Here is a 26,579-nt window from a genome sequence, read left to right as displayed (position 1 = left end):
CAAAGCACCGTTTCTCGGATCGATATAAAGGTATCGGTGCTGCGCAATCCGCAGATCGGTCGCTGGAAAAGCGCTGAAAAAGAGACTCAAAAATGACGCGTCGCGCAGTGACGCTTTCGCTTGCTCGTTGCACATGCCACCGTTCGCCGCGCACGGAGAGTCGCCGGCATTCCGAACGATCGCGGACCGGCAGCGCGCCGGGTCCACCTACTCAAAGAACAACCCGCACAACGACAGGCAGAACGTGAAACGAACCAACTATCACGCGCGGACCGGCGCGTTAGCGCAGGCGTCGCGCGCATTCTACGCAATCCACGCGGTGAGTACATCCGGCTTACTGCCCCTACCCGGTGTGTCCGACACCGACGGCAGAGGCGGCACAAGCGGCACAAGTGGCACAAGTGGCACAAGTGGCACGAGCGCCACGATGGACGCGATTGGCTCGCGGGATTCGCTGCGCACCCTCGCCGCCGCGCTCCTGCTCGCCAGCGGCGCGGCGCACGCGCAAAGCAGCGCGACGCACACATACCATCTCGCGGCGCAGCCGCTAAATCGCACGCTGTTGTCGATCGCCGCGCAAAGCGGCGTGCCGTTCAGCTACGATCCGCAGCTCGTCGCGCATCTGAACGCCGCACCGGTGAACGGCGAACTCGCCACCCAAAGCGCGCTCACGCAGGCGCTCGCTGGCACCGGTCTCGAAGTCGCGACCACCGGCAACGGCGCGTTCACCGTGCGCCGCGCGCAAGGGACGTCCGTAAGCGGGGACGCCGGCCCAAAAAATAGCCGGCCGAAGCGGCCGGTTTCCCCGCCCGCGAGCGTCGCCGACAGGACGACTGAACTTGGCGCCGTGACGGTGAGCGCGACGCGTTCGGCGCGCAGGGAAGACCCACAGCGCGCGCCGACTTCGACGTATCGCGTGACGGGCACCGAGCTGCGCGAGCAACGCATCACATCGCTGCAGGACCTGCAGCAGATCGTGCCGGGACTGAACGTGCAGAGCACCGATTCGTCCGACACGCAGATCACGATTCGCGGAATCGGCGACGGCGGCGGCCAGACCAGCGGCGAGCAGAACATCGGCATGCCGAGCAGCGTGGCCGTGTATCTGGATAACGTCTATCTGCCCCGGCCCGGCATGCTCGCGGGCGCGCTCGTAGATGTCGATTACGTCGACGTGCTGAGCGGCGCACAAGGCACGCTGTTCGGCGCGAATTCGACCGGCGGCGTGATCGACGTGCACACGCCGTTGCCGAGCTTCAAGCTGACCGGCTCCGAAAGCCTGTCGATCGCCGAACGCGGCACCGTGTTGAACCACACGATGCTGTCCGGTCCGATCTCCGACACGGTCGCGGGCCGCATCGACTACGTGCACAACAGCACCAACGGCGACGTCACCAACATCACCAACGGCAATACGCTCAACGGCAATTCCGCCAACAGCGTGCGCGGCCAGTTGCTGATCAAGCCGAACCGGCAGTTCAGCCTGCGCCTGAGCGCCGACTACGACAACGAGAACGGCACGCCGACGCCGGTTACCGTTGCGTCGTACCCGGTGAACGGCGTGAACAGTTTCCTGACCCATTCGCGGCTGGTCGGCAATCGCGTCGTGTATGGCGGCAGCGATCACGTGGTTGCGCTTGACGACGAGAACGGCTTCCACCTCGTGCAGGGCGGCGGCTCCGCCGAGGCGAACTATCGATTCGACAACGGCTACAACCTGCGCTCGCTCAGTTCGTACCGCTACTTCAGCTCGGTGCCGTCAACCGCCGACAGCCTGAGCGTGCCGATCTACTCCAATAGCGGCACGCAGTTTCTCGACCGCTCGTGGTCGCAGGATTTTCGCCTCGATTCGCCGCACGGCCAGTACTTTGACTTCGCGCTTGGCGCGACCTACATGGGCGAAAACGAGTCGACCCAAGCCTTCACGCGCTACCCCGCGACCGAGCTGCCGAACATCTACTATGGCCCGAACATCTATAACGGCCTGACCGTGATTCGGGACGGCACTCTGCACGACGAGATGTGGTCGGGGTTCGGACAAGGCACCTTTCACGCGACGCCGCGCTTAGACATGACCGCGGGCGTGCGTGTCACGTACGACAAGACGGGCGGCCAGTTCATCCGCTACAACAAGCAGCCGTTCAACTCGGGCTACCTGGTCCAGGACAACACGCTGCCGTCCGCGACGCTCAACTTCAAGTACCTGATCTCGCACGACGTCTCCAGCTATCTCGCGCTGTCGTACGGTGAGAAGGCGGGCGGACTCAACGTGTCGTCGGGCGCGGCCGCGAAGGAAGGGATCGAGTCGCTGGTGATCATACCGGAGCGCACGAAGAGCGCCGAGCTGGGCATCAAGGGCTCGGTGCTCGACGGCGCGCTGAGCGGCAGGGCAGACGTGTTTCTTACGTACGTCGACGACTTCCAGACGCAAGGCTATGACCCGACGACGCAGTCGACCTATCTCACCAACGCGGGCACGTTCCGCTCGCGCGGCGTCGAGTTCTCGCTGCAATACGCGCCCGACGATCATCTGCTGCTGCAGACATCGGCCGTCTATAACGATGCGCGCTACCTGAACTACCACCCGGCGATCTGCCCGCCGGAAGTCACGCTGGGGCCGGGCGGATCGTCGGCGATCTGCGATCTGTCGGGACATCAGGTCTTCAACGCGCCGAAGCTGACGTTCAATGCGACCGCGCGTTATACGTGGCACTCGGCGATCGGGCTGACCTCGTTCGTCAGCGCGCGCTACTCGTATCGCACGTGGGCCTTCGGCACAGTCGACGATTCCGCGTTCACGCGCATTCCTGGCTACGGACTGATCGCGCTGTCGGCGGGCACGGGCGGCAAGTTCAGCCGCGGCAGCTGGACCGCGTCGGTGTGGGTCAACAACCTGTTCGACAAGACCTATTACCGCCGGCTGGTGCAAAGCGATTACGGGTCGGTGATCGGCTGGCTCGGCGAGCCGCGCACGATCGGCGGCACGCTGACCTATCAGTTCTAACGCGCGGCGCTTGCCCGAACTGCCAAAAACCGGTTCGCGCCTTGGATGTCCGCACGAACCGGTTAGTTTGCTGATTGAGCCTGGTCAAGCAGGCCTACGGTTCAGGCTCCGCATGATGGCGGAGCCGTCTCATGAAATCTGAAAGACGTGCTGCTCAATGTGCTTCGGAAGCAGGCGCAGGAAGACGCGCCGAGCTGGACGCCGCGCGGGCGACCTCGACCGCGAAAACGTAGGTCGGCCCGAGCATGTTCGAACGGAAGATCAAATACTTGCCGTCGGGCGTGAAGTGGACGTCCGGTTCGAGCCGGTAGTTGTGCTTCGACATGTTGAGTAGCCGTTCGGCCCTCAGACGCCCCGGCTGGATCAGGTTCTCGCCGAGGCTGTGGTCGTCCTGTACCAGATCGGGGTGGAACAGATAGATCCATTGCGCGCCGGGCGCGGTACTGCCGTCGCCCGCGAACAGCGTGCCGTCAGGCGAGCGGGTGAAGTGGATCGATGACTCCTGCTGATCGTAGTGAAGCCAGATGCGTTTGCCCGTCTCGACGTTATAGCTGGCGACGAAGGCATCGATGTTCTCGGGGAAGTGCAGGTCGTACCAAATGTTGCCGCTGTTGTCCCACCACTGGTGGCCGCTGCCTTCCATCTGCATGATGCGCGGGTCGATGTTCCTGTTCTGGGAACCGTCGGTGCGGATCGTCCAGAGCTTTTCCACCTGCTGCCATGCACCCTGATGCGCATACATCAGCAGCGTCGGATCGGTCGGCGAGAACTGCAGGTGATCGATCCAGTCGGTGCTGGCGAGGACCGGCTTCGTGTGGCCGCTCTTCAGATCGACGGTGAAGACGATCATCGGCAGGCGCTGCGCAAGGCGTCTGGCCATCTTCTGCTCCTTGTTGAGCGGCTCGGAGACCCAGTCCGCCGGCGTCGCCTGTCCGGCCTGGCGGCCATTGAAATCTTCGCCGTCGCCGACGATGTAGCTGCCCACGCCGAGCGTCTCATCCGCATTGATCGAGAAAATACCCGCGCGACGCGGCAGATCGGCGATCTTGTGCGCTTTGCCGGTCTGCACGTCGGCGGCCCACAGCGACGCGTATTTCGGATCGTCCGGCGAGCCCTTGAAGTAATAGACCGTGGGTGTCTTGCGTCCGACCACGACGGCGCCGGGACCGCCTCCCACCGAACCCTTCACCAGCAGGCGCGAAGCGAACGTCGTCAGATCGAGCACGCCGATGCCGTGATCGGAGGTCGCATAGACCATTTGTTTGCCGTCGGGCGTGAATGCGTTGATGTTGAAGTAGAGGCTCGCCGAGCCAGGCTCGTCGGTCAGCCGGATCACGCGGTGGCCGGTATCCGGATCGATCCAGCTGCGCGGCACCGGCGTTTCGCCAGCCACGGCGACGGTGGATAGCGCGAGTAGCGCAAGGCCTGAAAGAAAACGGGGTAGACGGGTTGGGACTCTGATCATGTGTGCGTATCGAAAGAGGTGGAATGACCCTCGCGGCGGGCGCGAGGCACTCGACCTTCATGTGCAACGCGGAACGAAAAGCGTCAGCGGCAAGCGTGACCGATCAGGCGAGACTCACGGACAGTGAATCGCGTTTGGTCATGCACGTCAGCTTGGGGATCATGCCATGTGCTGGCGGCGCGGCTTACGGGCACCAGGTGCGCCGAACTCAGGTCGTCCGGCAGTGTGCGATGCCGGCCGCAGCCGTTGGCGTCTGTTCGAGCCGGTTGCCGCCGAGCGACTTGGCACGGTACAACAGCGGCTCGGAGAGCGAAGCCTTTTCGCGACTCGCTTCAGCGAGGCCGTTGCTGATGGTCGCGCGGATGCGCTCGCCACGGCGCCGTGCGATGCCGCGGCGAAGCGCTCCGCGATCGCGTCGCCGATCTGTTTGGCGCTGCGAGCGTCGTGGTCCGCGAGCCGCGCGGCGAGCGAGATAACCCAGCGATACGCTGCTGGGCACGCTCCGCGCGATGTCTTGTAACGTTCCAAGCTTGGCCGCGACCCCGTACGCCGTCGCCAGCGGCAGCCCTTTGATCCGCCGATGCCTACCAGGATCGACCTCGTCCAGCCAACGGCCACGTGCGGCGACGGGTTGCAGCATACCGAGGAGAGATTTTTTGGCTTGATCAGCCAGCGTCGCGGGGGACATTGGGCTGAAGCCCCTGGATTGACGATAATCTCAAGTTCGGAGCTAGCGTCGCTGGTCACAACAAGGTATGAGTGCAATGAGCATCATTTTCTCTTCGATTCACCCGCGCATTGTCGTATCCCGTAACGAGGATGGCTCGTATTCATGGCTGGGACAGTACAACGGCATGTCCATCAAGCAAGCAATCCCGATTGACGAGGGCGCGCATTGCGTCCTTTTGCTCGATCCGGATGCGAGCGGCCGCTCAGCGTTCAAAAATCTGCTGTGCATTGACGTGAAGGGGTGGCCTATTTGGAGTGCAGAGCCCGATACGCGCGTTCCGCCGATTCTCCGCCCGCCGAAACAATCGCAAATCATTGTTGGGCGCGGCCAAACAGTGCATTCGCTGCTGGCGGCTTGATCCGGTCAATACGCTCGTCCATATTGACGCCACGCTGTACTCGTTCATGTGACGACCATTCATCACCGAGACAATCAATGAAACTCACCGGCAATACCATTCTCGTCACCGGCGGCGGTTCCGGCATCGGTCGCGGCCTCGCGGAGGCCTTTCACAAGCTGGGCAATCAGGTCATCATTGCGGGACGCCGCCGCGCGAACCTCGAAGAAACCGTCGCTGCAAACCCCGGCATGCAGTCGATCGAACTCGACATCTCCGACCCCGACAGCATCGCCGCCGCCGCGCGAGAACTGATCGCTTCGTGGCCGAAGCTGAATGTGCTGATCAACAACGCGGGCATCATGCAGCTCGACGACCTCAGCAAGCCCGTCGACGACGCCCTGCTCACTTCAACGCTCACCACCAACGTGATGGGCCCGATCCGCATGACGGGCGCGCTGGTCGAACATCTGAAGCAGCAGCCGGATGCGACGATCATCAATGTGTCGTCGGTGCTCGGCTTCGTGCCGATGGCAATCGCAGGCGTGTATTCATCCACCAAGGCCGCAGTCCACTCGTACACGCAATCGCTGCGCCACAAGCTGAAGGATACGTCGGTACATGTGGTCGAAATCGCGCCGCCGTGGGTGCAGACCGACTTGCTCGACAGCAAGAACGAACCGCGCGCGATGCCGCTTGCGCCGTTTATCGAAGAGACCGTGCGCGCGCTCGGCACCGATGCCGACGAAGCGCTGGTCGAGATCGCGCGACCGCTGCGCAATAACGCGGGTCCGAACGAAGGCGCTTTCGTCACGCAGTTCAACGATCAACTGGCCGTCGGTTAAACGTCGCGCTGTCTTCCTTCTCGAATCGCCGCTTTCGCGGCGATTTTCTATTGCGCTCAAGCGCAGGTCATCTTATGAACGAAGTATCTGAAACTTCACGCCCGGCGCCGATACGCGTGGGTATCGTCGGCGTGGGCAACTGGGCGCAGCACGGCCACGTGCGCGTGCTAAGTCTCTTGCCCGAGTACGAACTCACCGCCGTTTTCAGCCAGCGCCGTGAAGCCGCCGAGCAAGTGGCCGCGCGATACGGCTTCAAATATGTGGTCGATTCGCTGGACACGCTCGTCGAACATCCGGAAGTCGATCTGGTCATCATCCTGACCACGGCGCCGCAGCACGAAGCCGGCGTGCGCGCGGCCATCGCGGCGGGCAAGGACGTGTATTGCGAATGGCCACTGACGACCCATACCGCAAGCTCGATCGAACTCGCGGACCTCGCGAAACGCGCAGGCGTGCGGCACGTGGTCGGACTGCAACGGCGGCTCGCGCCGCATACCCGCTATGTGCGCGATCTCATCGCGGAGGGCTATGTCGGCGCGCTTCGCTCCGTGCGCATTCACGTCAGCATGAATTACTTCCAGGCCTTGCGATCGAACGCGCTGCGCTGGACCGTGCCGCCGGAAAACTTTTCGAGCGTGATCGCGATTTATGCCGGCCATTTTCTCGACATGCTGTTCGAGGCGACCGGCTGGCCGTCGAGTATCGCGGCGCTGACGGTCAATCAATTCGATCGCGTGACGATTGCCGAAACCGGCGAAGTGCTGCCGACTTCGACGCCCGATCAACTCGTGCTCGCCGGGCGGCTGGCCGATGGCGCAGTGGTGTCGGTGCATATCGAAGGCGGCAAGCGCAACGGGTCGGGCGTGCAGATCGACATCACGGGAACGGCCGGTGATCTGCAAATCACGAACCGCTCGGCGTTCGGTCAGGTCGGCGACGACTATGTCGTGACGGGCGCACATGGCGACAATCTGCCGCTCGCGCCGCTCTCGGTGCCTGATTCGTATGATCGGCTGCCCGCATCGGAACTGCCTTCGGCCGTGCTTGAACTTGCGCAGTTGTACGCGGCGTTCGCAGCCGATGCACGCGACGGCACCCACACCGCGCCGACTTTCGACAACGCCGTGCGTATGCATCGGCTGCTCGACGCGGCGATCGTTTCGTCGGAGAACGGGCGTCACGTTGCGATCGATTGAAGCGTGTTGCGACTTGGATGAGCGGCGCGCGTGGCCGCTCGTCGTATAGTGTCCGGACGCCCGCACAGGACTCTCTGATGACCGCATCCCCGCCTATCGCCGATAACGGCAGCGCATCCGGCGCAATGGACCGTTTCGGCTCGATCAACATCTTCGTGCGCGCGGCCGAAACACGCAGCTTCACGGAAGCCGGGCGACAGCTCGGCATTTCTTCGTCGGCGGTCGGCAAGGCGATTTCACGGCTCGAGGGGCGGCTCGGCGTGCGCCTTTTTCACCGCAGCACACGCAGCATCGCGCTCACGCCAGAGGGCGCGATTTTCCTCACGCGATGCCAGCGCATTCTTTGCGAAATCGAAGCCGCCGAGGCCGAACTGGCGCTTGCCAATTCCGCGCCGCGCGGCCGTTTGCGCGTGAGCATGCCGATGGTGACCGCGCTCGTGATGCCGGTCATCGGCGCGTTCATGCAGGCGTACCCCGACATCACGCTGGATATGGATTTTTCGGACCGGCTGGTCGATGTGATCGAAGAGGGCTTTGATGTAGCGATGCGGACCGGCGACGCCGTCGATTCACAGCTCGTCACGCGCGCGATGGGCATTTACCGGCACGTGATCGTCGGGTCGCCGGACTACCTCGCCCGGCGCGGCGCGCCAGATACGCCCGAGCAGTTGCTCGATCACGTCTGCCTGCAACATCGTTTTCCGGCGACCGGCAAGCTGCGGCGCTGGCCGATCACACGCGACGGCCAGACGCTCGACATCGACCTTCCGACTGTCGCCATCGCGACTGCTGCGGATCCTTTGACTTCGCTTGCCGAACAAGGGCACGGGCTTGCGTGCGTGCCCGATTTCACGGTGCGGGCGCAGTTGGAGCGGGGGACGCTGGTCGGCGTTCTGCAGCCTTATCTCGACAGTCCCAGCACGTTTCGGGCGCTATGGCCGTCGGGGCGGCAGATTTCGCCCAAGGCGCGGGTGTTCGTGGACTATATGAGTGAGCATCTTTTCCCTGTTGGGGGGTGAGGTTCGCTCGCGCTTGGTTTAGTTTGGATTCGGTTTCGGGTGCTTAGAGTGGGTTTGGTTTGCTGGCGCCCATTGTTTTTGTTTGCCTGCGCTTTCTGGGAACTTGCTTTCGCGTAGGTCTATTAGCTCGCCCCTGTGCGGGGCGGCAGTCACTTGCTTTGCTGCTGTGTACGGACCGGAGACATAGTTGACACATGTACGAGGACATCGTTGACACCTGATGTTCAGGGTTTTACTGCTTTCAGGTCAAGTTTTGCAACGCGTTGATGGGCAAACCAGAACTCAATTACGCCGTCTTCGTCGTGCTTTGGACGTGCGGCCACGTACAGCCCTTTGAGCGCAGTCGACAGACGCAGCGCCTCGCCTCTGAAACGCACCAGGCCATTTGAATTGACCCGCAGCACCTCGTCGGCAGGCCCGTATTGCGGTTCTGGCAGATGCTCGGGCATCGTCCGCGGGCTGGGCTGGTAGCGGCTCACCGGCGTCGCCAGGTCCAGCGCCTCATGCGGGCGTTGCGTGTTGTACACCTGTCGCCAGCGTTCCAACTCCTGCTGCACGTGGGCGTGGGTCGTGAACACGTGCCGCGCCAGCACTTCAGCTTTCAGCGACCGATGAAATCGCTCATCCTTGCCATTCGTCTGAGGATGATACGGTCGGCTGTAGCTCACGTGAATACCCAGTCTGATCAGCCACACCGCAAGCTCGGTCAACTGGCCCGGCGCGCTCGGAGAACCCCACGGCGCACCGTTATCGGTATTGATGCGTGACGGTAGCCCGTAGCAGCGAAACGCCCGCTTGAGCTCGGTCTGCACGACTTCCGTGGTAATCCGGCCGCAGGCGGCGAGCACGATGTTAAAGCGCGAGTGATCGTCGAGCACGGTCAGCGGCGCACAGCGGCCACCCTCCAGGGTCGAGAAATCGCCCTTGAAATCCATCTGCCACAGCGCATTCGGATGCTCGTGCTCGAAGCGCTGCCAGGGCCGCTGCGGTCTGTCCTCAGGCGCGTGGAGCAGGTCGTGACGGCGCAGGATCTCGGTGATCGTGGAGGGTGCGGGCACATTGATGTGGCCGAGATCTTGCAGACGACGCTCGATCTTGCGTCCGCCCCAGCCGTACTCGCGGCGCAGGTCGAGCACGACGGCGACGATCTCATCGGATGAGCGCGCGGGACTGTCGTGCGGACGACGCGAGCGATCGACGAGACCTTCAAGGCCTTGCGTCGAGTGGCGGGCAAGCCACTTGTAGCCGGTCTGGCGGCTGACGTTGAAACGTCGGCACAACTCGCTGAACGGCACGCTCCGTTGGGTGGCGAGTTGAACGAATTCCTGTCGGAGACTCATGGTGTCTTTTACGTTCCAGGGCATGGGAGGATTTCGGGCGTTCGATTACCCGAAAGTGTCAACCATGTCTCCGTACACCTGTCAGCTATGTCTCCGGTCTGTACACTGCTGCAAAGAAAGCAGCTTGTCCGCCTAAGTTTCCACCTCGAATATCAACGGGGATAGGCTCGCAAGCTGATTCGGTCACCGCGCGGTTACTCGGATTGGCACAGCGCCTCTTAGCTCCATCCTCGCTGCGCTCGGACGTCGGGCATATTTAACACCCAACGGTCCGTTTGGTACGGTTTTTCCGGTTATGCCTTACCGGCAGGCACTTTGTGCCTGTCGGGACGGATGAGCGGCTCCACTCTGTTCAATGGTGCGATGCCACGGCTGTTTTTTCGCACCACTCCGGGTTACAGGTCGTGGGGGACACTTAGGCGGTCACGCTGCTTTCTTTGCTTACTTTCTTTGCAGCAAAGAGAGTGAGTCCCGCCCCGGACAGGGGCAGTGCTAATAGACCTGCACGAAAGCAAGTTCCCAAACACCACCGGCAAACAAAAGCAAAAAGCGCGAGCAAGCCAAACCGGCCAGCAAAACCAAACCCCCTCCAAGTCCCCAGAACAGCGCTGAAAGCATCCCTCTTGGCGCCAGCCAAAACCTCAGACCGCTTCAACTTCCCGCACATAGAACGGATAATCGGTGTAACCCGCCTCCGTCCCGCCGAAGAACGTCGGCCGGTCGTACGGGTTCAGCGGCAAGTCAAACCGCAACCTCTCCGGCAAATCCGGATTCGCGATGAAATCGCGTCCAAACGCGACGAGGTCGGCATCGCCGTCCCGCAGGATCGCCTCCGCCGTATCGCGCTTGAATCCACCCGCCGCGATGATCGTGCCGGGATAGTGCTTCCGGATCGTCTGCGAGGCCACCGGGTTGGGGTCGCGGCTTTCGTCTTCGATATTGCCGGCAATACGCGGTTCGATCAGATGCAGATAAGCCAGGTCCAGTTTAGCCAGTTCGCCCGCGACATAGCTGAAAAGACCCGAGGGGTCGCGATCCGACATATCGCCCCACGATCCGCTCGGACCCAACCGCACCGCCACCTTGCCACCGCCCCAAACCGACATCACCGCGCGCGTGGCCTCAATCAACAGCCGCGCACGATTTTCGAACGAACCACCGTAAGCATCCGTGCGCTTGTTGCTGCCGTCCTGCAAAAACTGATCGAACAGATAACCGTTCGCGCCGTGCAGTTCGACGCCGTCGAATCCAGCCTCGACACCGCGTTGCGCCGCCGTCCGGAAACTTTCGACAATGGCTGCGATTTCGCGTGTTTCGAGTGCGCGGTTCGGCGTGTTCGGCACCCAGCCCGCGTTCGTGTAAGCGACGCCGCCGTGAAGCACTTCGGACGGACCCAGCGGCTGGCCGCCGTCGGGCTGCAACTCTGCATTCGACTGACGTCCCGCGTGATAAAGCTGCAGGAAGATCTTGCCGTCCTTCGCGTGCACGGCGTCCGTGACCTGACGCCAGCCGGCAATTTGGCTGTCGTCGTAGAGTCCCGGTGCGCCGAGATAACCGTTGCCGTTCGCGGCGGCGATCGTCGCCTCGCCGATCAGCAATGCGCCCGGCGAGGTGCGCTGTGCATAGTATTCGGCCATCAGCGGGCCGGGTCGCGCGCCCTCTTCTGCGCGCATCCGGGTCAACGGTGCGAGCACGACACGATGGGCGAATTCGTAGGGGCCAACCTTGACGGGAGCAAAAAGTTTAGTCATGACGATCTCTTAAAAGGTTTAACCGGTGAAGGCTCTCGCCAGCCGCACGATGCGTTGTCTGGCGTTGATGTGAAATCTATAGGGTTGGGCCGCGCGGAAAAACGGTCCGGCGCTCCGGATACTTCGGACCGCGCGGTCCGCAATGCACCGGAGGCCCGTCGTTGCTGGCGGCGGGCCGGGCCGTCGATTATTCGGTTCGGCCGACAAGTGTGTTTTCACGCGCCTAGCACGTCTTTGAGCGATGAACGGCGCGTCGAGAACGTGAGGATCAAAGCCAAACTCGCGACGGCGAGCAGCGCGCCGCAGCGCATCGTCGATGCGACACCGAGGTGATCGACTACCGCGCCGCCCGCGAGCGAACCGAGTGCGATGGCGGTCTGCACGGTGCTGACGAACATCGACGACCCGGCTTCCGGACGATCCGGCGATGTCATCTGCATCCAAAGGCTCAACACCAGCGGAATCGCGCCATACGCGACGCCCCACACCATCACGGCGGCGATCACGCCGATCCGCGAGTCCTGCAACCACGGCAGCGCCAACAGCGCGATGGCGACGAGCGCGCCGAGCCCGAACAAGGAAACGCGCAAATGACGCGCGACGAACGCGGAGAACGCAAAATTCGCGATAAATCCCACCACGCCGAAGCCGAGCAACACGGCCGTGATCCACGATCCGCTAAGCGACGCGTTACGTTCGAGGAACGGCGCGATATACGTGTACGCCGCGAAATGCGCGCCGAACAGCAGCCCGACCATCAGGAGACTGCGCCGTACGCTGGCTCGCGAAAGCATCGCGCGGAAGTCGGCGACGCGCATTTCGGCCTTCGGCGGCAACGACGGCAACAGCCACGCCTGCGCGCCCAGCGCAACCGCCGCGAGCAACGCGGTGGCGAAAAACGACATGCGCCACGAACTCAGATCCGCGATCAGCGTGCCGAGCGGCACACCGATCACAGTGGCGAGCGTGATGCCCATGAAGATCGTCGCGCTCGCACGGGCCACCTGATCCTCGCGCGCCAGTTGGCCGGACGCGCCGAGCGCGACCGTCCAGAAGCCGCCGAGACTGGCGCCCAGCAGCGCGCGGCCGGCGAGCATCGCGACGAAGCTCGGTGCAATTGCTGAAATCAGGTTCGATGCGAGCAGCAGCGCGGCGAGTATCAGCAGGATCGTGCGCCGGTTGATGCGCCCCGCCGCGAGCAGCAAGACGGGCGCGGAGACGGCCGCGATGATCCCCGGCGTCGTCACCATCAGGCCCGCTGTGCCGGGCGTCACGCCGAGGGATTGCGCGATCTGCGGCAACAGGCCGACGGGCATGTATTCGGTCGCGACGAAAGCGAACGAGCCGATCGCCACCGAGAGCACCGCGAGCCACGATGGGTCGCGCGCGGTGGTTTGAACAGTGGCATCGAGCGGCGCGCGATCCGTATCGGACGGTGTCGCGGCGTTGCTTCCGAGTGTGTTGGCATCCATGGAATTCTCCGGTTCGACAATAGAGGTGCGGCTTGTTGAACAGGAGCATAGGAGGGTCGATGGGGAATGTGGCTCCCCATGAAGGCGACGGGATATCATCGGCGAGCGCGGCAGCGTCACTACTCACGGAATGCGGAGGACATCGACTTGGCGCTTGGCAACATCAATGACATCGCGACTTTCGTCGCCGTGGTGCGGGCCGGCAGCTTCACGTCGGCCGCGCAGCAGCTCGGCCTCACGCGTTCGGCGGTGGGCAAGATCATCGCGCGGCTGGAGACGCGGCTGCAGGTGCGCCTCTTGCACCGAACGCCCCAAAGTCTGGGACTCACCGACGACGGCACAGTGTTCTACACGCGCTGCACGCAGATTCTCGATGATCTGGAGGAGACCGAGTCCGCCATGGCCGTGCGCAGCGCGACGCCCACGGGCGGGCTGCGGATCAGCGTACCGGTGGCGCTCGGGCGCACGCAGGTGCTGCCGGTGATCGAAGCGTTTCTAGCGCGCTGGCCCGAAGTCACGGCCGAGGTGAGTTTCACGGACCGCTTCGTCGATATGATCGACGAGGGCATCGATATCGCCGTGCGGATCGGCGAACCGAAGCCGGACTCGCGGCTGATCGCCCGCACGGTCGCGACGCAAAAGTTGCTCACGTGCGCGTCGCCTGTGTATCTCGAGCGGCGCGGCGTGCCGGCGACGCCCGCCGATCTCGCGGATCACGAGTGCCTTCAGTTCATTAGCGCGGGGCGGCCGCAGCTGTGGCGCTTTGCCGGCATGCCTTCCGATCAGGCCGAAGCGAGCGGCCGCTTGAGAATGGATAGCGCAGAGGCGCTCGTCGCCGCGGCGATCAACGGCGCGGGCATTGTCAATTTGCCGACTTATCTCCTCGCGACGCCGCTTGCTTGCGGCCAGTTGCGGCCGTTGCTGGAATCGTTCGCGGTGGACGCGTTGCCGATACGCGCGATTTATCCGACGCGACGGCAGTTGACGCCGAAGGTGCGGCTCTTGATCGATGGTCTGGTGGAGGCTTGGCAGCCTGTGCCGCCGTGGGAGCGGGTCTAGGGTCCCTAGTTCTTCGCTTCGCTGCGCTGGTGGGCGGTTTTGGTTTTTGCCGGCGCTTGTTGCTTTTGTTTGCCCGCGCTTGTTGGGAACTCGCTTTCGTGTAGGTCTATTTGGACGCCGCCTTGCGGGACAACAGTCGGTTTTGTTTTGCTCGTGCTGATGCTTCTGTTTTCCTGCGTTTCTTGGAATCTTGCGTTCGTGTAGGTCTATTAGCTCGCCCCTGTCCGGGGCAGCCGTCCTTTTCTTTGCTGCTGCAAAAAAAGTAACCAAAGAAAGCAGCTTTTCCGCCTAAGTGTCCACCTTGAAGATCAACGCGGATAGGCTCGCAAGCTGATTCGGCTAACTCGCATTCGTTCGCTTGGCGCAGCGCCTGCCAGTTCCATCCTCGCTGCGCTCGGACGACGGGCACGACTAAAAACAGTCGGTTGGTTTGGTTTGGCTTTTCCGGTTATGCCTTACCGACAGGCATTTATCGGCCAGTCCTGACGTATTTCTTCGTCATTAGATGCCTGTTTCATCACCGCGCGGAAATCATAGTCGCGCAGTTGCTCGATAATCGGTGTCGCGCCTTTTTCTGCAGACGATCGACGCGCAGCATCGATGCCAGCGGCGACTAGCGCCCCAAGGAGGCCCGTTGACCCTGCATTGGAGGGTGTAACAGTGATGAGCAGACTGCTTTGCGGGATAAATAACGTACCGTTGATGCTCCCAAGGTCATGCTGCTCCGGCGCGGTCAGCGACATCGGCGGAGTCGTCGCCCATCCTGCCAGTGCTGCGATAAACAGCAACAGCGATCATCTCTTCAAATTCATTATTAAGTTTGCCTGTGAGATGGTTCCTCGACGAAGGGCGAGGCAGCCGGCCTTTCGTTGTGTTAGATGACGTGTTGACTTGACTGCACATAGTTCTCGCGAACTTGGCTTAATCAATTCAAGTCACTGCAACGGCGGCTTCGTGTTGAACTTGAATGATTCTCGATGAAATTTTCCAACGGCGGCCTCAAATCTGAAGTGCAACACCATTTCGTATAAGGTGTTGCGATGCATGAAAGAACTCCGTACCAGCAACTTCAACCTGAAGAGCGCCTAACCATTGCAAGCCTGCATCTGCAGGGTTCGAGTATCCGGGCCATGGCCCGGATACTTCGGCGCTCGCCGGCAACCGTTAGCCGTGAACTGAAGCGAAACAGCTCTCCCGCAGGCTACGCATCGGTACCGGCTGAAGCGCTCCGCGCCTCACGCCGCGGCGCCGGGCGCCGTGCCACAAAGCTTTGCCTACAAGGCGTCTGCTGGCGTATCGTTCTCACCCTGCTCGAGTGGAGATGGTCACCCCAGCAGATATCGGGCACACTGAAACGTATGTATCCGACCGACCCGACCCAACAGGTTTCGCACGAAACCATCTACACCGCTATCTATGCGCAGCCGCGCGGCGAACTGCGCCGTCAGCTGATTGCCTGCTTGCGTCATGGTCACAGCACGCGTATGCCGCGCACGCGGGGCACAGACCGGCGCGGACAAATTCCCGACATGGTCAGTATCCATGTGCGCCCCCCCGAAATTGAGGACCGCCTGCTGCCCGGACACTGGGAGGGCGACTTCATCAAGGGCGCGGGCAACCACTCCTCGGTCGGCGTGCTGGTTGAACGGACCAGCCGCCTTGTCCTGCTTGCGAAGATGGAAGACGCCACCGCGGCTTCAGCGCTGGCGGGCTTCTCTGCGAAACTGAATTCGATTGTCGCGCCGCTGCGCCAGAGCTTCACTTATGACCAAGGCAAAGAAATGTCGCGCCACAAGGAGCTCGCTGCCGCAACCGGCGTGAACGTGTACTTTTGTGACCCGCACAGCCCCTGGCAACGCGGCACTTGCGAAAACACCAACGGTCTGCTGCGTCAGTATCTGCCCAAAGGCACAGACCTTTCGGTCTACACTCAGGACGAACTTGACGCCATTGCCGACAGTCTGAACAGTCGACCTCGTGCAACTCACAACTTCCATTCGCCATTCGAGGTCTTCGCCGCGACCCTCGCATCAGCAAGTCAACCTCAAGGCTCTAAACATTAATCCCGTTGTTGCGCTTCACCCTTGAAACCGCCAACCCTAAAGGAGAATCGAGAAAAAGTTGTGATTAATTGGACGTGCGTTTCGCCTGTTTCGCCACGGTGCCTATCCGTTGGTAACCGTCCGACCCTGACCGTGTAGACGCTTGATGAAGGCAACGCCATGCTTTCCGGGGCACAAATGTGACTGTGTCCACAGAGGGGACGTTAATGTGTCGTTGTACCTGCTAGATTCGGTAAGAGGACTTTAGGTTCCCAGCCTTCCGGACGCAGATATTAAATCGAACTCCCGACGACGCCCGCGGCGTTCTCGCTGAGCGGCTTTGCGGCCGCGCCGCTGATATAGGTCCATCGCAGTTCGGCGACCCTGGCGTGTTGCAACCACCGGAGGTCAGGATGCAGAATGGCAACGCCGCGCTGTGCAACGCGACATCGAAACGGTGCCGAGCGTCGCGCTCTTCTCGAAGCAAATACGGGACTGCTTCTTTAGCAGAAGCTTCCGCTTTTCCTGCGCGTCTCGCGACCTTTGCCAGTTGCTGCCCAGCGGCCACGAGGAGCCGCCGACGACCAAAAAGCAGGAACGACAATTTGATCGTCGGGTCCGTCCACCGCGAACTTACCGATAGGCTCCATCCAGGTCGCGCCGAACGCAATACCGCACCCTAGAAGAAGGAGTTCCTGACAATACGCCGAATAACAATGTGACTAGTGGAAGCGAGGCGCCGATGAAGAATGGCAGTCGCCCGTGAGGGACTGTTGTCAACACCTGCTGGACAAGAAGCAAAGTTTCTAAATCCGCCCAAAAGCGCGGACTAGTCGGACTTGGCGCGCTGTAGTCACGCATACCGTGACGCTTCCTGGCATCCTGAAGTCGATAGTGCTCAGATCCGATGACGGCGCGCATCTTCCGCCGGCTTTTAAGGTGGTGCCCACAACCGTGCTTTTTTGAGCTCGTTCGACACTGATTTTTCGAGCTAGTGCGAGGGCGTTTGCCTCGTCTTTTTCTACAGCGAGATGAGATACAATCGGAGGTTTGGACGGCCCTTCGGCGGGGAAGGCCGCGAACCCTAGACCCACGAATGCCCCACCTACAGCAATGACCGTCCAGGTTCTTATTTCCCCAGTATCTACCGCTATGGCCCGTCCATCGGGCGCGTTTTCGATTCTGATGCGACCGTTTCCAAGATCGGAGATGGCGACATCTTCCGGGTTACAACCAAACATCTGGGAGAGGACCAGCCGCACGCTTGCGCGCGCAAATGCGAAACGTTTTCCCATGGCTGCGTTGGGCCAGGCTTTGATGCGCTCCCGTTCTGTCTTGCTGAGCCATTGACCGATCGACGTAGCGCTTACCAGTGGCCACTCTCCGGGAATTCGCCAAATAAACAGCTCATGCTTTTCCGGAAGGTGGCACCCGGCATCGGCTTCCCTCGCGTGGAAGGTCCATTGCACGGTGGAGCTTCCATACAGGCGGGTCGGTTGTATTTTGGCTTTGCGAGGCGTTTGCGATGGGTCGCTTGGCGTCATTTTCGATACCTAAACACGCAAAAGACGGGATGATTGGCTTCGAACACGACTATTTGGAGCGGCGCGCGCACGCGTCGTAACTGTCGCCGGTGGCTTTCAATAGCGCAAACGGTCGCCGGCCAACGAAAAAAAGAGACTATCGATCGAATCGTGTCGACCGAAACCGCCTCGTCGCCGCAATTGAAACGGTTGCCGCGCGACATCAGCGGCTTCGATCTGCAAGTTCGGAATATACGGGTACAGCAGCGTCTACGAGGGATTGACGACATCGCTCGCGTGTCTCAACGAGATAGTACTCGCTCGTTGAGAAGAATTCATCCTTATCGCTCGGTCTGGGTGGGTAGTGTTTCGTTCAAAAGCTGAGAAGCCAAGAAAGGAGGCGCGACGCTTGCTAATTGATGGTGCCGCTTAACACCACGACTGGACAGTCCTTCAGAGGAAGGCGCTATGGCTCCATCCGCTTTGGGTCGGCCGTCCGTCGAACCGACCGGAGAAGATCATGACGTTGTCGGATAACTTGCATCGGGCGTCTCTTACAGGAAGCACCGCGGCGCTTTCGACCGCTTTTGTCGCTGCGCGCCTTGCGCAGTCTGAAGGAGCTTCGATATATGCGCCGCTGAATGCCGTCACACATTGCCTCTGGCCACGGACTGCGTTCTTCGAGCATTGTCCGAGTTTGCGGTACACGATAACAGGCGCGGTAATTCATTGGGGCAGCAGCCTTCTTTGGGGAACGTTGTTCGAGGCGCTGCGCGGCGCTGAACGGAACGCGGTCCTGGATGTCAAAGCCGCCGCACTGACTGCCGGCGTTGCCTACTTGGTGGATTACCATATTGTGCCCCAGCGGGTGACTCCGGGATTCGAAGCACATATCCCGCGAAGACGTTTCGGTTGGATTTATGGCGCTCTCGCTCTGGGCCTCGCTACAGCGGCAGCGGTTCGTGCTAAGGAACGTCGAGTGCCCGCCGCAGCAGCCCCACGTCTTACTACTATCAATCCATGACGGCCGCACCGAAGCGGCAGCGGCGTTTGCTAAGCTGTTGCTTGGGACGGCGCTCTACAAAGCCCTGGAATATATCGGTATTTCCGCTCTTCCCGGCAAAAGCCGCGTTCGCTGCACAGGTCCAGGAATGGCTGATGCTAGAGCGGCAGAGGCCGACCCGGCTCAATTAAGGAATGAATCGTGACCGCGGTAGCACAAGTAATGACGCGCGATGCGGCGACCATTTCGCCCGCCCAACGCATCCAACAGGCAGCGCAAATGATGGATCAACTCAATGTTGGCTCCCTACCGTGTACGATGGCGAAACCCTCGTGGGCATCGTTACCGACCGGACATTGCCGTTCGAGCGGTTTCCGCAGGGTTGGCGCCCGATAGGCTGGTCGACGGTACCGCGAGCGGCCCCGTCCACTGGTGTTTCGAAGACGACGATGTTGAGAACGTAAAGCAACAAATGGCAGACTCGCAGATCCGGCGAATCCCGGTCGTCAGCCGGGAAAAGCGTCTGATCGGTGTGCTCGCGCTGGGAGACCTGACGGCCTATGCCGATGGCGGCCTGTCGTCTACGCTCGGCGCCATTTCCGCGCCGTCGCAGCCGGATTGGTAATGAAGCTGTTCTCATTCTCGGATCCTTTACCCTACGAAGTGCGACAATATTTACCAATCGAGACACCCCTTTGCCGACTCGCCCTTAAACACGAATCGCCCCAGGCGACCGAATACACGGCGCTACATTCCCGTCGGCTTTGTTCTCGGACAATCTTATCGTGTTGCCCAAAGCCGCACGCAGCGATTCGCGCTGGCGAAGGGCTCGCTCCATGTACCGCTACCGGCGGCTCGACGCCGCCCGGCGCGCTGAGCCCCTGGCGCAGAGCGACGACGGGTGAAAAGGAAACGCCGGCACCGCTACAACCCGCTCGATGCTCACTGGATGCGCGACAACATGCACCTGGAGCGCCATGCCGGCGCCGCGATCGCATAGGGCGTCGTGCGCTATGTCTTCATGTCCGGCGACGACGCGTTCCTGCGTTCCGATGGCGCGCAGACGATAATGAAGATCGCGCGCATGTGGTCAAGCCTCGTCGAGTGGAACGCCGCGACTGAGCGCTACAACATAGGCCGCGTGATCGCACCGGACGATATTACGATGCGTACCCGGCGGTGCACAGGCGGAGGTCGTCGGCAACGCCTACACGAACCTGGCGAAGTTAGCGATCCGCGCGCGTTCAGGCACGACGGCATGCGGACTGATTGGGCGCTGCGAAAGGAAGGCGATACGACCAACGCATGGCAACCAATCAGGCAGCCGGATGTGCTGATGTTGTTTTATTCTGCGCGAACAGGGCTTGCGCACGTTGCTGGATCAGGCTGCTTGTCGCTTTGGGCGGGAAGCGGCGCAGCGATCGCTTGAGCAGTGTCGTGTCCGTATGACGCACCAATCGAGTCTGACGCGTGTAGTCTGCGCGGGCGCGCTCGCCGAAGCCGATCCGCGGAAGTCACGTCGCATTTTTTTATTAGGGTGTTGAAACGGTTTAAACGCCGGCGTGCGAAACGAAAAACTTATCGCAGTCGAGCCTGCGTGGCCGCTCGGCCTCCCTCTCATGCACATGGGTCGGAATTTCATGGGCAGCGCTTCGTGGTCTGCCGCAGCGACGGCGATTGCAAAGCATGCGTCGCGCGGCAACGAGGCCGCAGTGGACGTGCGCCTGGCCGGCCGGCTCGTCTCCCTGGCGCCGGGCGACACCGTGAATACTTGAAGTGGCAACTCGCAGCGTTTCTTATTTTTTGCATCGGATGAATCATGTATAACGACCCTTCTGCAGTCCTGCTGATGTACGTTGTGGTGCCGATCTGGCTTGTGGCGGGCTCCGCCGACTGGCTGTGCCATCGTGCGTCACACATCGCCGAGCACGGCGGATTCCATGAGTCGATGATTCATTTGCTGATGTTCGCGGAGACGGGCGTACCGCTGCTTGCGGCGATCTTTCTGGAAGTGAATGCGGGAATAATCCTGCTGATGATCGTCGCCTTTTTCGTACACGAAGCCACTGCGCTATGGGATGTCAGTTACGCGGTCAGGCATCGTCGCGTGTCGCCGCTCGAGCAGCACGTGCACAGTTTTTTGGAAATGGTGCCGCTAATGGCGATCCTGCTCGTGGTGAGCCGTCACTGGCCCCAGGCGGCGGCGCTTGCCGGTATCGGCGACGAACCGGCGAACTTCGTGCTCGAATGGAAGCGTCCGCCGCTTCCCGGACCGTATGTAGCCGCGCTGCTGACGGCGATCGTTGTCGCCGAGGCGGTGCCTTTTCTAGAGGAAACGTTGCGCGGCTGGCGCGCGCGGCGCCGTCGGCGCGTTTGACAGCGGAGGACCGTGAGCGCCTCGGACAACGGAAGTTCTGCGATGCTTTTCACACCGCGAATAGAGAGGGCGGTGGCAGAGGCTGCACAGGTACGACGGTTGCTCGATCGGAAAATGGGGTTGCCGAAGGACGACCACGGTACACCGTCTGCCATCCGTTCGGAACGAGCGGTTCGGCCCGCAGCGCTTACGGGGTCCAGTCATGCGAAGAGGGGTACCGTGAACGACGACCAACAGAAAGGGCCGCCGAAAAGTCGCGATGGCCTGACCGATCCCGGAATCGGCGCCCGTTACGAGCGCGTGCCCGCCTTGCAATTTCATGTTCTTCTTCTTGCACCGGAGTCTCTTCAGGGGGACGACAGAAGGTTCTACAAATAGCGGCGGCTCACCTGGACTGCGTCCCCACGCAATTTCGACGCGGTAGCGACTCGTCGAACGTAAGACGCACCGACGGGCACTCGACGAATAGCGCGTGCGGTTCGGTAGGCGCGGTGCTGGCGAACCTCGTATGGTCAAGCGTTGATCTTTGATGAGAACCGGCTATGTGTCTTCCCATGGTGAACGCTTCCAGTAGCATCCGGGAGGCGCGCATGTGGAAAGCGGTCTGCGCCTCGCCTTAAGCTTGTGCGCGCCGTCCCCGCTAAGCAAACCAACGCCTTTGTCGGCATGGCCTGCTATTCGCGCAGGAGGGGGCGGATGTTGCCGCCGTCTATCACACTGACAAGGACGGTGCAGAGGAGACGGCGCGACGCATTGAAGGCGCTGGCCGGCGCGCGTGCGTCATTCAGGGCGACGTCGGAAACCCCGAATCGATTAGCGCCTTATTCGCTCAGGCGTTTGGCGCGCTCGGGACGTTGGACGTCCTGATAAATAACGCGGGCGTGGTTGCCGGTGGCGCGTACGTCGCCGATCTCAAAGATGCGCAGATCGATACGGTGTTGCGCACAGATCTTTTCGGTCCGCTTTACTGCTGCCGGAGATTCGTCCGGATGCGTCGTGAAGCGGGTGGCGGAGGGCGCATCGTGAACATCTCCTCTGTCGCGGAGCATCTGCCGACGCCGTAGAGCGTGCCCTATGGGATGGCGGAAGCAGGAGTCGGTTCGCTTACGCGCGCGCAGCCTTTCGCGGGAAGTGCAAAAACGCCTCGACGATCCGATAATGCGCGAAGAATCGATTTCGGTCATTCCCTGGCATCGACCTGGACAACCAGAAGAGATTGCCCGGCTCGCACTGTTCCTCGCATCGGACTACGGCGATTACGTGACCGGCCAGACATGGACGATGGATGGCGGCTTGTCGATGCAATGGGGCGGCGCCTGAGATCCGTCCACAAAGGCGGGCGGCCAAGCTGTCGGATTTTGCTCGAAACAGTTCGACTGGTCAGCGAGGTCCCGCTGACCCACGGTTTCGCAATAGACCATGCGCCAAACGGGGCGACAGGCGATGTTCGGCAGATTCGCGCTCTCGCGTCTGTCGATGCCACCGAGCCCCGCAGCCGGTGCCGCCGCGCTGTTTTTCCAGGGTGGCGTCGGACTAACTGAAGTTGTCGTGCCAGACCGACTCATCGCGTCCGGCTTCCAGAGACTTGCCATCCGTATCGACCGTATTGTCAGATGCGGCCGTATTCGCGACGTCGATCGAGACCGTTCGACTATTCGCTTTCTGCACCGGGTCGGCGGAGCACGAGGTGTGCGCGTCAAGATCGATATCCGGCAACAACGAGCGCCGTTTGGCGCCTGGGTCCGGGTGGTCAGGCGCGTCAGTCTCGCAATTCCATGCGATAGGTTGGGCGAAGAGAATGGACAGGTAGCGCTTCCTGTGAAGAAGCGCGGCGGATAGGATCACCGCTTACCTTATGGGTTCAGATTTCATGCGCCGGAATCTCATGGCCTGAAATCTTACGGGTCAGATCTGGCGCGGCGGAATCGTTTTGACTGCAGTGCCGAGCCCATGCGTCGCACCGGAGTAATCGCGGTGCCGCGCCGTCAGGCGCCGGGCGCCATCGTCATCAGGCTGGCTGCGGCGATGGCGAAAGCGCATGTCGTCACGGCTGGCGTTGTCCACCCTGATGCATCGGCTGCTTTTGCTGGTTTTGCTGCTGCTGGCCCTTTACCTTGCCTTTGCCCTGATCAGTGCGCGGATTGGTAGGGTTTGAATTACGGAGTTTCGAATCTGGCATGCTACGCTCCTTTCAGGTTGAGTTGCACTGTTCGGCGAGCATGGGTCGTTCCCGAGGGCCCGCGTGAATCAGCTGGTGACAGCCGCAACGGCGCCAGTGCATCGCTGCCGGCACTCCATCACCCCATGTGGTGCCTCGTCGCGCCGAGTGGATCTGCGCGCGATGGCCGAACCTATCAGCCCCGTTGCGCCTGTGAGGAAGACGACCATGATCACCCGGACAAACAAACATGAGTCCAAGCGCAACAAAGCCGTCAAGACCGATCGCTCCTCCATAAATGCGCAGATGCAGCACAACAACCTTCACGACGATCATCGCAAGTACCGAGCCGATCGCGAGCGCGCCGGGAGTGTCCCAAACAACGGCGCCAGCGAACGCCAGGCTTCCTTGAGGAGGCGAACTCCGGCGCTCGCACTAGCGCCAGGCCGAGCATGATCGAGCGGATAGGCCGCGCGGTCGTTGAGTCCGCCTTCCCGACAGCGAAAAGCGCAGCGGCTCATCCCGTCGCCTGCCTCCTTGACGCGCGGCTCGTTGGCGAGGAGCAGATCCGTGGGCGCAAGCGTTGCTGCGAGAAACAATCCGGCACCGAGCGATTGACCGCGAAACAGCAACGCGAATTCTGTCATCGACGCGATGGTCACTAGCGTCGCGGGGCCGCCCAACCGCAATGGCAGCACAGCCGGTCGCGCAGCGGTACGCGAATATGTATGCCGATCGGAAACGGGGAGACAACGAGGCCGACTTCGACAACTGCGTACGCCGGGACGTAGGGACTGACGGCGGTGCGACCGCACGCTTGCGTACACGAACCGCTCGTGAAAAATACGGCGCGACAATGAAGTGCGAATCTGCTGGTGCGACACCGGGAATGGCCCTGCCGCCGCAAAAGGGAATGCCCGCAGGACCGATCTGTTGTGCGCCAGCGCCCGCGACAAAGGCCGGTCAGAACGATGCGCATTTGTGCCTGATTTGATGCGGTTCGACCGCGGCTGACCGCGCTGCCCCCGCGTTCCCAATTGAGTGTGGCCAGGAGTTTTGCGGTTTCCGAAATTACCGGTAAAAAGCGAAAACTTTACACGGGATGCCTTGCCCTTTTGCTGGTGCCATGAACTGCGGGCAAAAACGCGGAGGCCCGCAATGCACGTGACGCAAGTGCCACACCCTCTATGAGCGGTTCCACCGGTCGCCTATGGCGCCACCGAGCGCGTCGTGCTGTGGTTGTCCGCGGTCGAGCGCGGCCATGACGTGATGCTATTTGCGAGCGGCAATCGCTCACGCGTGCGCGGCCCGTGCCCGTCGATCCGCGTCCGTTGCGCGAGGTCGAGAATACGGCGGATCCGCAGGCGTATCATTTTGCGATGCTCGAACAGGTGGTGCGCCGCTCTGATGAATTCGATATCGTGCATTTCCATCCCGATTATGCGAGCTGGCTGTCCAGCCGACGTCTCAAATGCACGCAAGTGATGTTTCTATGCATTGTGCCGCGAATTCGACGACGTTACGCTGGTGTCGATCTCCGGCGCGCAGCGCAAGCGGTTGCAGGCCTCGCATGGCAACGTACGATACACCTCGGCTTGCCGGCCGACCTGCACACGTTCAATCCGACGCCTTCCAACTAACTCGCGTTCGCGATTACGAGTGCCACATCGCGGGACTATTGCGGCAGCCCACGTGCGCTATCGGGGCGAAGACCTAGGTCGGCGCGACAAGGACCGCATCATGAACGGCGCGCGCTATTGCAGTGCGAGCGGCGCACGCGCATTGCACAAGCTGCCGCGCGCCATGCGCCTCGTGCGCCGGGCCGGGCAGTAACCGGCTGAGCGACATCGCCGAGCAGAACGTCGACAAGGTCGTGCAACGCCATCCCGATAGAACGACGCTGCACGACCATCGGCTGGCGACGCCGGCCAGCACGACGAGCCCGACGCAGCAGGCAACATCCCCGGCCCGTTGTAAGCGCGCGGCCCAGGTCGGATCCGCGACGCCTTCGTCACCGGCGAGCGTGTCGTCGCAGTCGGTCATCGGCGCCTGCCGGACGACCGCAGCAGGACGCTGCGAACCGGGTTCGCTCGCGCGCTGGTCGGGTGCATGGTGGGAAATGTACCGGCTCAGGCATCGGCGATGCTATCGGCAATACAAGCGCAGACAACCTGCGCCGACGCTTCGCGACCCGGCCCGGGCGCAGGTCCACCCACTCACGAAGCGCCAACTAACAGTCCATCCATCGAGCAAGGAGCGAACCATGGCGAGCCAGCAACAATCGAACAGTGCGCAAACGGACGAGGCCGCCAAAAGCGGAGCGGGTGAGGAAGGCACATTCGAGACGGACGTCTCGGAAACCGGTGACGACGGCACCACCGTTCGCCAGGCCGAGGTCAGGAAGGACGACTTGTCGGAAGTGAAGCCGTCTGGGGAGACGGGCGGCACGTGACCGCGCCAGCGCGACAGACGGAAAACGCTTACCGCGGAGACGCTAACCGAAGGAGCTCCGGCTCGTCGAAACTCAATTTGCGCACGCCCTGACCGTCGTGCCGCCAGCGTCGCGCGGGCTGTAGTCCGACGCCCCGAAAACGTTGCGTGATTTCCGTCACAATGTGACATGTATTAAATCGGGGTGCCTCGTGAGCCGACGAGTGACGCGTATATGCGTCGGGCGGATTGGGCGGTGAAGGCGGTGACGAAGATCCGTCCTCGGATGGACGGGGCAGAATAGGCAGCGGTGGCCAGCACAGCGGATCTGTCGGGCGGCGCGTCGAAACGCTTACGTCGGCTGCACTGCGCTGGCGGTCGCATTTACTTGTTCCTTGGGCGACTCGTTAATATCCAAGCCGCTTGCCCACTGCATTACTAGTCGTCAGTCCACGGCTCTGGTAATGCTAGTACCTGCTCGGCTGCAATCATCGCGGCGGCATTGTAAGTGGGCGGACGCGTCGCACGAGGCCGATATATCGGCTCGCCGCGCCGGATTAACTTGCCAGAAACGGCGCAGTGACCGCTGTGGCTCGCGGCACTCGAGACCCAGGTCTGTTCCACGTAATGGCAAATGCCGGGCTCGCACCAGTCAACGGTGACTGTACGCGGGGACAGTTTCTCGACCAGACGAACCTGGGCGCGACTGACGGCCGACAAAGCACTCGCTGTTTCGGGTTCGGTCCGCTCGCAGCTACGCTCGGATAACTGCCGCACGATCGTGAGCCAAGCTCTGGCCCCAGAGCCGATATTTTGAAAGCCACTCAT

25 protein-coding genes and 1 pseudogene are annotated in these 26,579 nt (G+C 61.7%); 15 read left to right on the top strand and 11 right to left on the bottom strand.

The annotated features are described in order from the left end of the window. Nucleotides 1-427: 427 nt before the first annotated feature. Nucleotides 428-3,004: a TonB-dependent receptor gene (locus AC3D25_RS00130; protein WP_488886513.1), complete on the top strand. Its 2,577-nt coding sequence runs from the start codon at nt 428-430 to the stop codon at nt 3,002-3,004. Nucleotides 3,005-3,158: 154 nt separating this feature from the next. Here the strand turns inward: AC3D25_RS00130 and AC3D25_RS00125 are convergent, their stop codons facing one another. Next, entirely contained in the window at nt 3,159-4,397 is a 1,239-nt protein-coding gene (locus AC3D25_RS00125; protein WP_488886512.1) for an oligogalacturonate lyase family protein, read from the bottom strand. 280 nt (nt 4,398-4,677) lie between these two features. After that, on the bottom strand, nt 4,678-5,157 hold the full coding sequence (locus tag AC3D25_RS00120) for a hypothetical protein (RefSeq protein WP_488886511.1): 480 nt from the start codon (nt 5,155-5,157) through the stop codon (nt 4,678-4,680). Nucleotides 5,158-5,233: 76 nt separating this feature from the next. Here AC3D25_RS00120 and AC3D25_RS00115 point away from each other — a divergent pair, with 76 nt between their 5' ends. The 4 genes from AC3D25_RS00115 (at nt 5,234) to AC3D25_RS00100 (ending at nt 8,596) form a co-directional block, all read left to right on the top strand. Then, nucleotides 5,234-5,557, top strand: coding sequence for a hypothetical protein (locus AC3D25_RS00115; RefSeq protein WP_488886510.1), 324 nt, complete (start codon nt 5,234-5,236; stop codon nt 5,555-5,557). Nucleotides 5,558-5,634: 77 nt separating this feature from the next. Beyond that, on the top strand, nt 5,635-6,381 hold the full coding sequence (locus tag AC3D25_RS00110; protein ID WP_488886509.1) for an SDR family oxidoreductase: 747 nt from the start codon (nt 5,635-5,637) through the stop codon (nt 6,379-6,381). A 74-nt stretch (nt 6,382-6,455) separates the two neighbouring features. Continuing rightward, nucleotides 6,456-7,577, top strand: coding sequence for a Gfo/Idh/MocA family protein (locus AC3D25_RS00105; protein WP_488886508.1), 1,122 nt, complete (start codon nt 6,456-6,458; stop codon nt 7,575-7,577). Nucleotides 7,578-7,654: 77 nt separating this feature from the next. Next, nucleotides 7,655-8,596 carry a LysR family transcriptional regulator gene (locus AC3D25_RS00100; RefSeq protein ID WP_488886507.1) on the top strand — a complete coding sequence of 314 codons (942 nt, stop codon included), beginning with the start codon at nt 7,655-7,657 and terminating at the stop codon, nt 8,594-8,596. A 224-nt stretch (nt 8,597-8,820) separates the two neighbouring features. On the opposite strand, the gene AC3D25_RS00095 is transcribed toward AC3D25_RS00100, so the two are convergent. From AC3D25_RS00095 to AC3D25_RS00085, 3 genes are all read right to left on the bottom strand, one after another. Then, nucleotides 8,821-9,960, bottom strand: a complete 1,140-nt coding sequence (locus AC3D25_RS00095) for an IS481 family transposase (RefSeq protein WP_488886506.1) — start codon at nt 9,958-9,960, stop codon at nt 8,821-8,823. Nucleotides 9,961-10,577: 617 nt separating this feature from the next. After that, nucleotides 10,578-11,687: an alkene reductase gene (locus AC3D25_RS00090; protein ID WP_488886505.1), complete on the bottom strand. Its 1,110-nt coding sequence runs from the start codon at nt 11,685-11,687 to the stop codon at nt 10,578-10,580. A gap of 215 nt (nt 11,688-11,902) precedes the next feature. Continuing rightward, nucleotides 11,903-13,159 carry an MFS transporter gene (locus AC3D25_RS00085; protein WP_488886504.1) on the bottom strand — a complete coding sequence of 419 codons (1,257 nt, stop codon included), beginning with the start codon at nt 13,157-13,159 and terminating at the stop codon, nt 11,903-11,905. Between the two features lie 147 nt (nt 13,160-13,306). On the opposite strand from AC3D25_RS00085, the gene AC3D25_RS00080 reads away from it, so the two are divergent. Then, entirely contained in the window at nt 13,307-14,218 is a 912-nt protein-coding gene (locus AC3D25_RS00080; RefSeq protein WP_488886503.1) for a LysR family transcriptional regulator, read from the top strand. Between the two features lie 455 nt (nt 14,219-14,673). Here AC3D25_RS00080 and AC3D25_RS00075 read toward each other — a convergent pair whose 3' ends face one another. Continuing rightward, the gene (locus tag AC3D25_RS00075) at nt 14,674-14,961 is read right to left on the bottom strand and encodes a hypothetical protein (protein WP_488886502.1); all 288 of its coding nucleotides are present in this window, start codon (nt 14,959-14,961) and stop codon (nt 14,674-14,676) included. Nucleotides 14,962-15,258: 297 nt separating this feature from the next. Here AC3D25_RS00075 and AC3D25_RS00070 point away from each other — a divergent pair, with 297 nt between their 5' ends. Further along, nucleotides 15,259-16,281 (top strand): IS30 family transposase, encoded by a 1,023-nt coding sequence (locus AC3D25_RS00070; protein ID WP_488886501.1) that lies wholly within the window; start codon nt 15,259-15,261, stop codon nt 16,279-16,281. 785 nt (nt 16,282-17,066) lie between these two features. Here the strand turns inward: AC3D25_RS00070 and AC3D25_RS00065 are convergent. After that, nucleotides 17,067-17,729 (bottom strand): 4'-phosphopantetheinyl transferase family protein, encoded by a 663-nt coding sequence (locus tag AC3D25_RS00065; protein ID WP_488886500.1) that lies wholly within the window; start codon nt 17,727-17,729, stop codon nt 17,067-17,069. A 1,258-nt stretch (nt 17,730-18,987) separates the two neighbouring features. On the opposite strand from AC3D25_RS00065, the pseudogene AC3D25_RS00060 reads away from it, so the two are divergent. The 6 genes and pseudogenes from AC3D25_RS00060 (at nt 18,988) to AC3D25_RS00035 (ending at nt 22,483) form a co-directional block, all read left to right on the top strand. Beyond that, a pseudogene (locus AC3D25_RS00060) lies at nt 18,988-19,411 on the top strand (CBS domain-containing protein). 381 nt (nt 19,412-19,792) lie between these two features. Further along, entirely contained in the window at nt 19,793-20,215 is a 423-nt protein-coding gene (locus tag AC3D25_RS00055; RefSeq protein ID WP_488886499.1) for a hypothetical protein, read from the top strand. Nucleotides 20,216-20,605: 390 nt separating this feature from the next. Further along, nucleotides 20,606-21,163, top strand: a complete 558-nt coding sequence (locus AC3D25_RS00050) for a diguanylate cyclase (protein WP_488886498.1) — start codon at nt 20,606-20,608, stop codon at nt 21,161-21,163. Nucleotides 21,164-21,382: 219 nt separating this feature from the next. Continuing rightward, nucleotides 21,383-21,541, top strand: coding sequence for a hypothetical protein (locus AC3D25_RS00045; RefSeq protein WP_488886497.1), 159 nt, complete (start codon nt 21,383-21,385; stop codon nt 21,539-21,541). Nucleotides 21,542-21,834: 293 nt separating this feature from the next. Continuing rightward, nucleotides 21,835-22,227, top strand: coding sequence for an SDR family NAD(P)-dependent oxidoreductase (locus tag AC3D25_RS00040; RefSeq protein ID WP_488886971.1), 393 nt, complete (start codon nt 21,835-21,837; stop codon nt 22,225-22,227). Nucleotides 22,228-22,321: 94 nt separating this feature from the next. Then, the gene (locus AC3D25_RS00035) at nt 22,322-22,483 is read left to right on the top strand and encodes an SDR family oxidoreductase (protein WP_488886496.1); all 162 of its coding nucleotides are present in this window, start codon (nt 22,322-22,324) and stop codon (nt 22,481-22,483) included. 213 nt (nt 22,484-22,696) lie between these two features. On the opposite strand, the gene AC3D25_RS00030 is transcribed toward AC3D25_RS00035, so the two are convergent. Together AC3D25_RS00030 and AC3D25_RS00025 are read right to left on the bottom strand one after the other, a co-directional pair. Continuing rightward, nucleotides 22,697-23,008 carry a DUF3005 domain-containing protein gene (locus AC3D25_RS00030; protein WP_488886495.1) on the bottom strand — a complete coding sequence of 104 codons (312 nt, stop codon included), beginning with the start codon at nt 23,006-23,008 and terminating at the stop codon, nt 22,697-22,699. Nucleotides 23,009-23,207: 199 nt separating this feature from the next. Beyond that, nucleotides 23,208-23,342: a hypothetical protein gene (locus AC3D25_RS00025; RefSeq protein WP_488886494.1), complete on the bottom strand. Its 135-nt coding sequence runs from the start codon at nt 23,340-23,342 to the stop codon at nt 23,208-23,210. Nucleotides 23,343-24,631: 1,289 nt separating this feature from the next. Between AC3D25_RS00025 and AC3D25_RS00020 the strand changes: the two genes are divergently transcribed. Further along, complete coding sequence (locus AC3D25_RS00020) at nt 24,632-24,961, top strand: hypothetical protein (RefSeq protein WP_488886493.1); 330 nt, start codon at nt 24,632-24,634, stop codon at nt 24,959-24,961. A gap of 73 nt (nt 24,962-25,034) precedes the next feature. Here AC3D25_RS00020 and AC3D25_RS00015 read toward each other — a convergent pair whose 3' ends face one another. Then, complete coding sequence (locus AC3D25_RS00015) at nt 25,035-25,364, bottom strand: hypothetical protein (RefSeq protein ID WP_488886492.1); 330 nt, start codon at nt 25,362-25,364, stop codon at nt 25,035-25,037. 220 nt (nt 25,365-25,584) lie between these two features. On the opposite strand from AC3D25_RS00015, the gene AC3D25_RS00010 reads away from it, so the two are divergent. Next, nucleotides 25,585-25,773 carry a hypothetical protein gene (locus AC3D25_RS00010; protein ID WP_488886491.1) on the top strand — a complete coding sequence of 63 codons (189 nt, stop codon included), beginning with the start codon at nt 25,585-25,587 and terminating at the stop codon, nt 25,771-25,773. 416 nt (nt 25,774-26,189) lie between these two features. Here the strand turns inward: AC3D25_RS00010 and AC3D25_RS00005 are convergent, their stop codons facing one another. Next, nucleotides 26,190-26,579 (bottom strand): DUF3331 domain-containing protein, encoded by a 390-nt coding sequence (locus tag AC3D25_RS00005; protein ID WP_488886490.1) that lies wholly within the window; start codon nt 26,577-26,579, stop codon nt 26,190-26,192.

Source organism: Caballeronia sp. SL1002 (assembly GCF_057814995.1).
The sequence above is the reverse complement of the archived record's forward strand: the minus strand, read 5'-3'. Positions and strand labels throughout refer to the sequence as shown.

Coding starts and splice junctions, on each gene's coding strand:
- AC3D25_RS00070 (WP_488886501.1), top strand. CDS start 15,259: ATGCATGAAAGAACTCCGTACCAGCAACTTCAACCTGAAGAGCGCCTA.
- AC3D25_RS00105 (WP_488886508.1), top strand. CDS start 6,456: ATGAACGAAGTATCTGAAACTTCACGCCCGGCGCCGATACGCGTGGGT.
- AC3D25_RS00035 (WP_488886496.1), top strand. CDS start 22,322: ATGCGCGAAGAATCGATTTCGGTCATTCCCTGGCATCGACCTGGACAA.
- AC3D25_RS00090 (WP_488886505.1), bottom strand. CDS start 11,687: ATGACTAAACTTTTTGCTCCCGTCAAGGTTGGCCCCTACGAATTCGCC.
- AC3D25_RS00015 (WP_488886492.1), bottom strand. CDS start 25,364: ATGACCGACTGCGACGACACGCTCGCCGGTGACGAAGGCGTCGCGGAT.
- AC3D25_RS00110 (WP_488886509.1), top strand. CDS start 5,635: ATGAAACTCACCGGCAATACCATTCTCGTCACCGGCGGCGGTTCCGGC.
- AC3D25_RS00010 (WP_488886491.1), top strand. CDS start 25,585: ATGGCGAGCCAGCAACAATCGAACAGTGCGCAAACGGACGAGGCCGCC.
- AC3D25_RS00085 (WP_488886504.1), bottom strand. CDS start 13,159: ATGGATGCCAACACACTCGGAAGCAACGCCGCGACACCGTCCGATACG.
- AC3D25_RS00025 (WP_488886494.1), bottom strand. CDS start 23,342: ATGCCAGATTCGAAACTCCGTAATTCAAACCCTACCAATCCGCGCACT.
- AC3D25_RS00115 (WP_488886510.1), top strand. CDS start 5,234: ATGAGCATCATTTTCTCTTCGATTCACCCGCGCATTGTCGTATCCCGT.
- AC3D25_RS00075 (WP_488886502.1), bottom strand. CDS start 14,961: ATGTCGCTGACCGCGCCGGAGCAGCATGACCTTGGGAGCATCAACGGT.
- AC3D25_RS00095 (WP_488886506.1), bottom strand. CDS start 9,960: ATGCCCTGGAACGTAAAAGACACCATGAGTCTCCGACAGGAATTCGTT.
- AC3D25_RS00120 (WP_488886511.1), bottom strand. CDS start 5,157: ATGTCCCCCGCGACGCTGGCTGATCAAGCCAAAAAATCTCTCCTCGGT.
- AC3D25_RS00050 (WP_488886498.1), top strand. CDS start 20,606: ATGTATAACGACCCTTCTGCAGTCCTGCTGATGTACGTTGTGGTGCCG.
- AC3D25_RS00005 (WP_488886490.1), bottom strand. CDS start 26,579: ATGAGTGGCTTTCAAAATATCGGCTCTGGGGCCAGAGCTTGGCTCACG.
- AC3D25_RS00130 (WP_488886513.1), top strand. CDS start 428: ATGGACGCGATTGGCTCGCGGGATTCGCTGCGCACCCTCGCCGCCGCG.
- AC3D25_RS00100 (WP_488886507.1), top strand. CDS start 7,655: ATGACCGCATCCCCGCCTATCGCCGATAACGGCAGCGCATCCGGCGCA.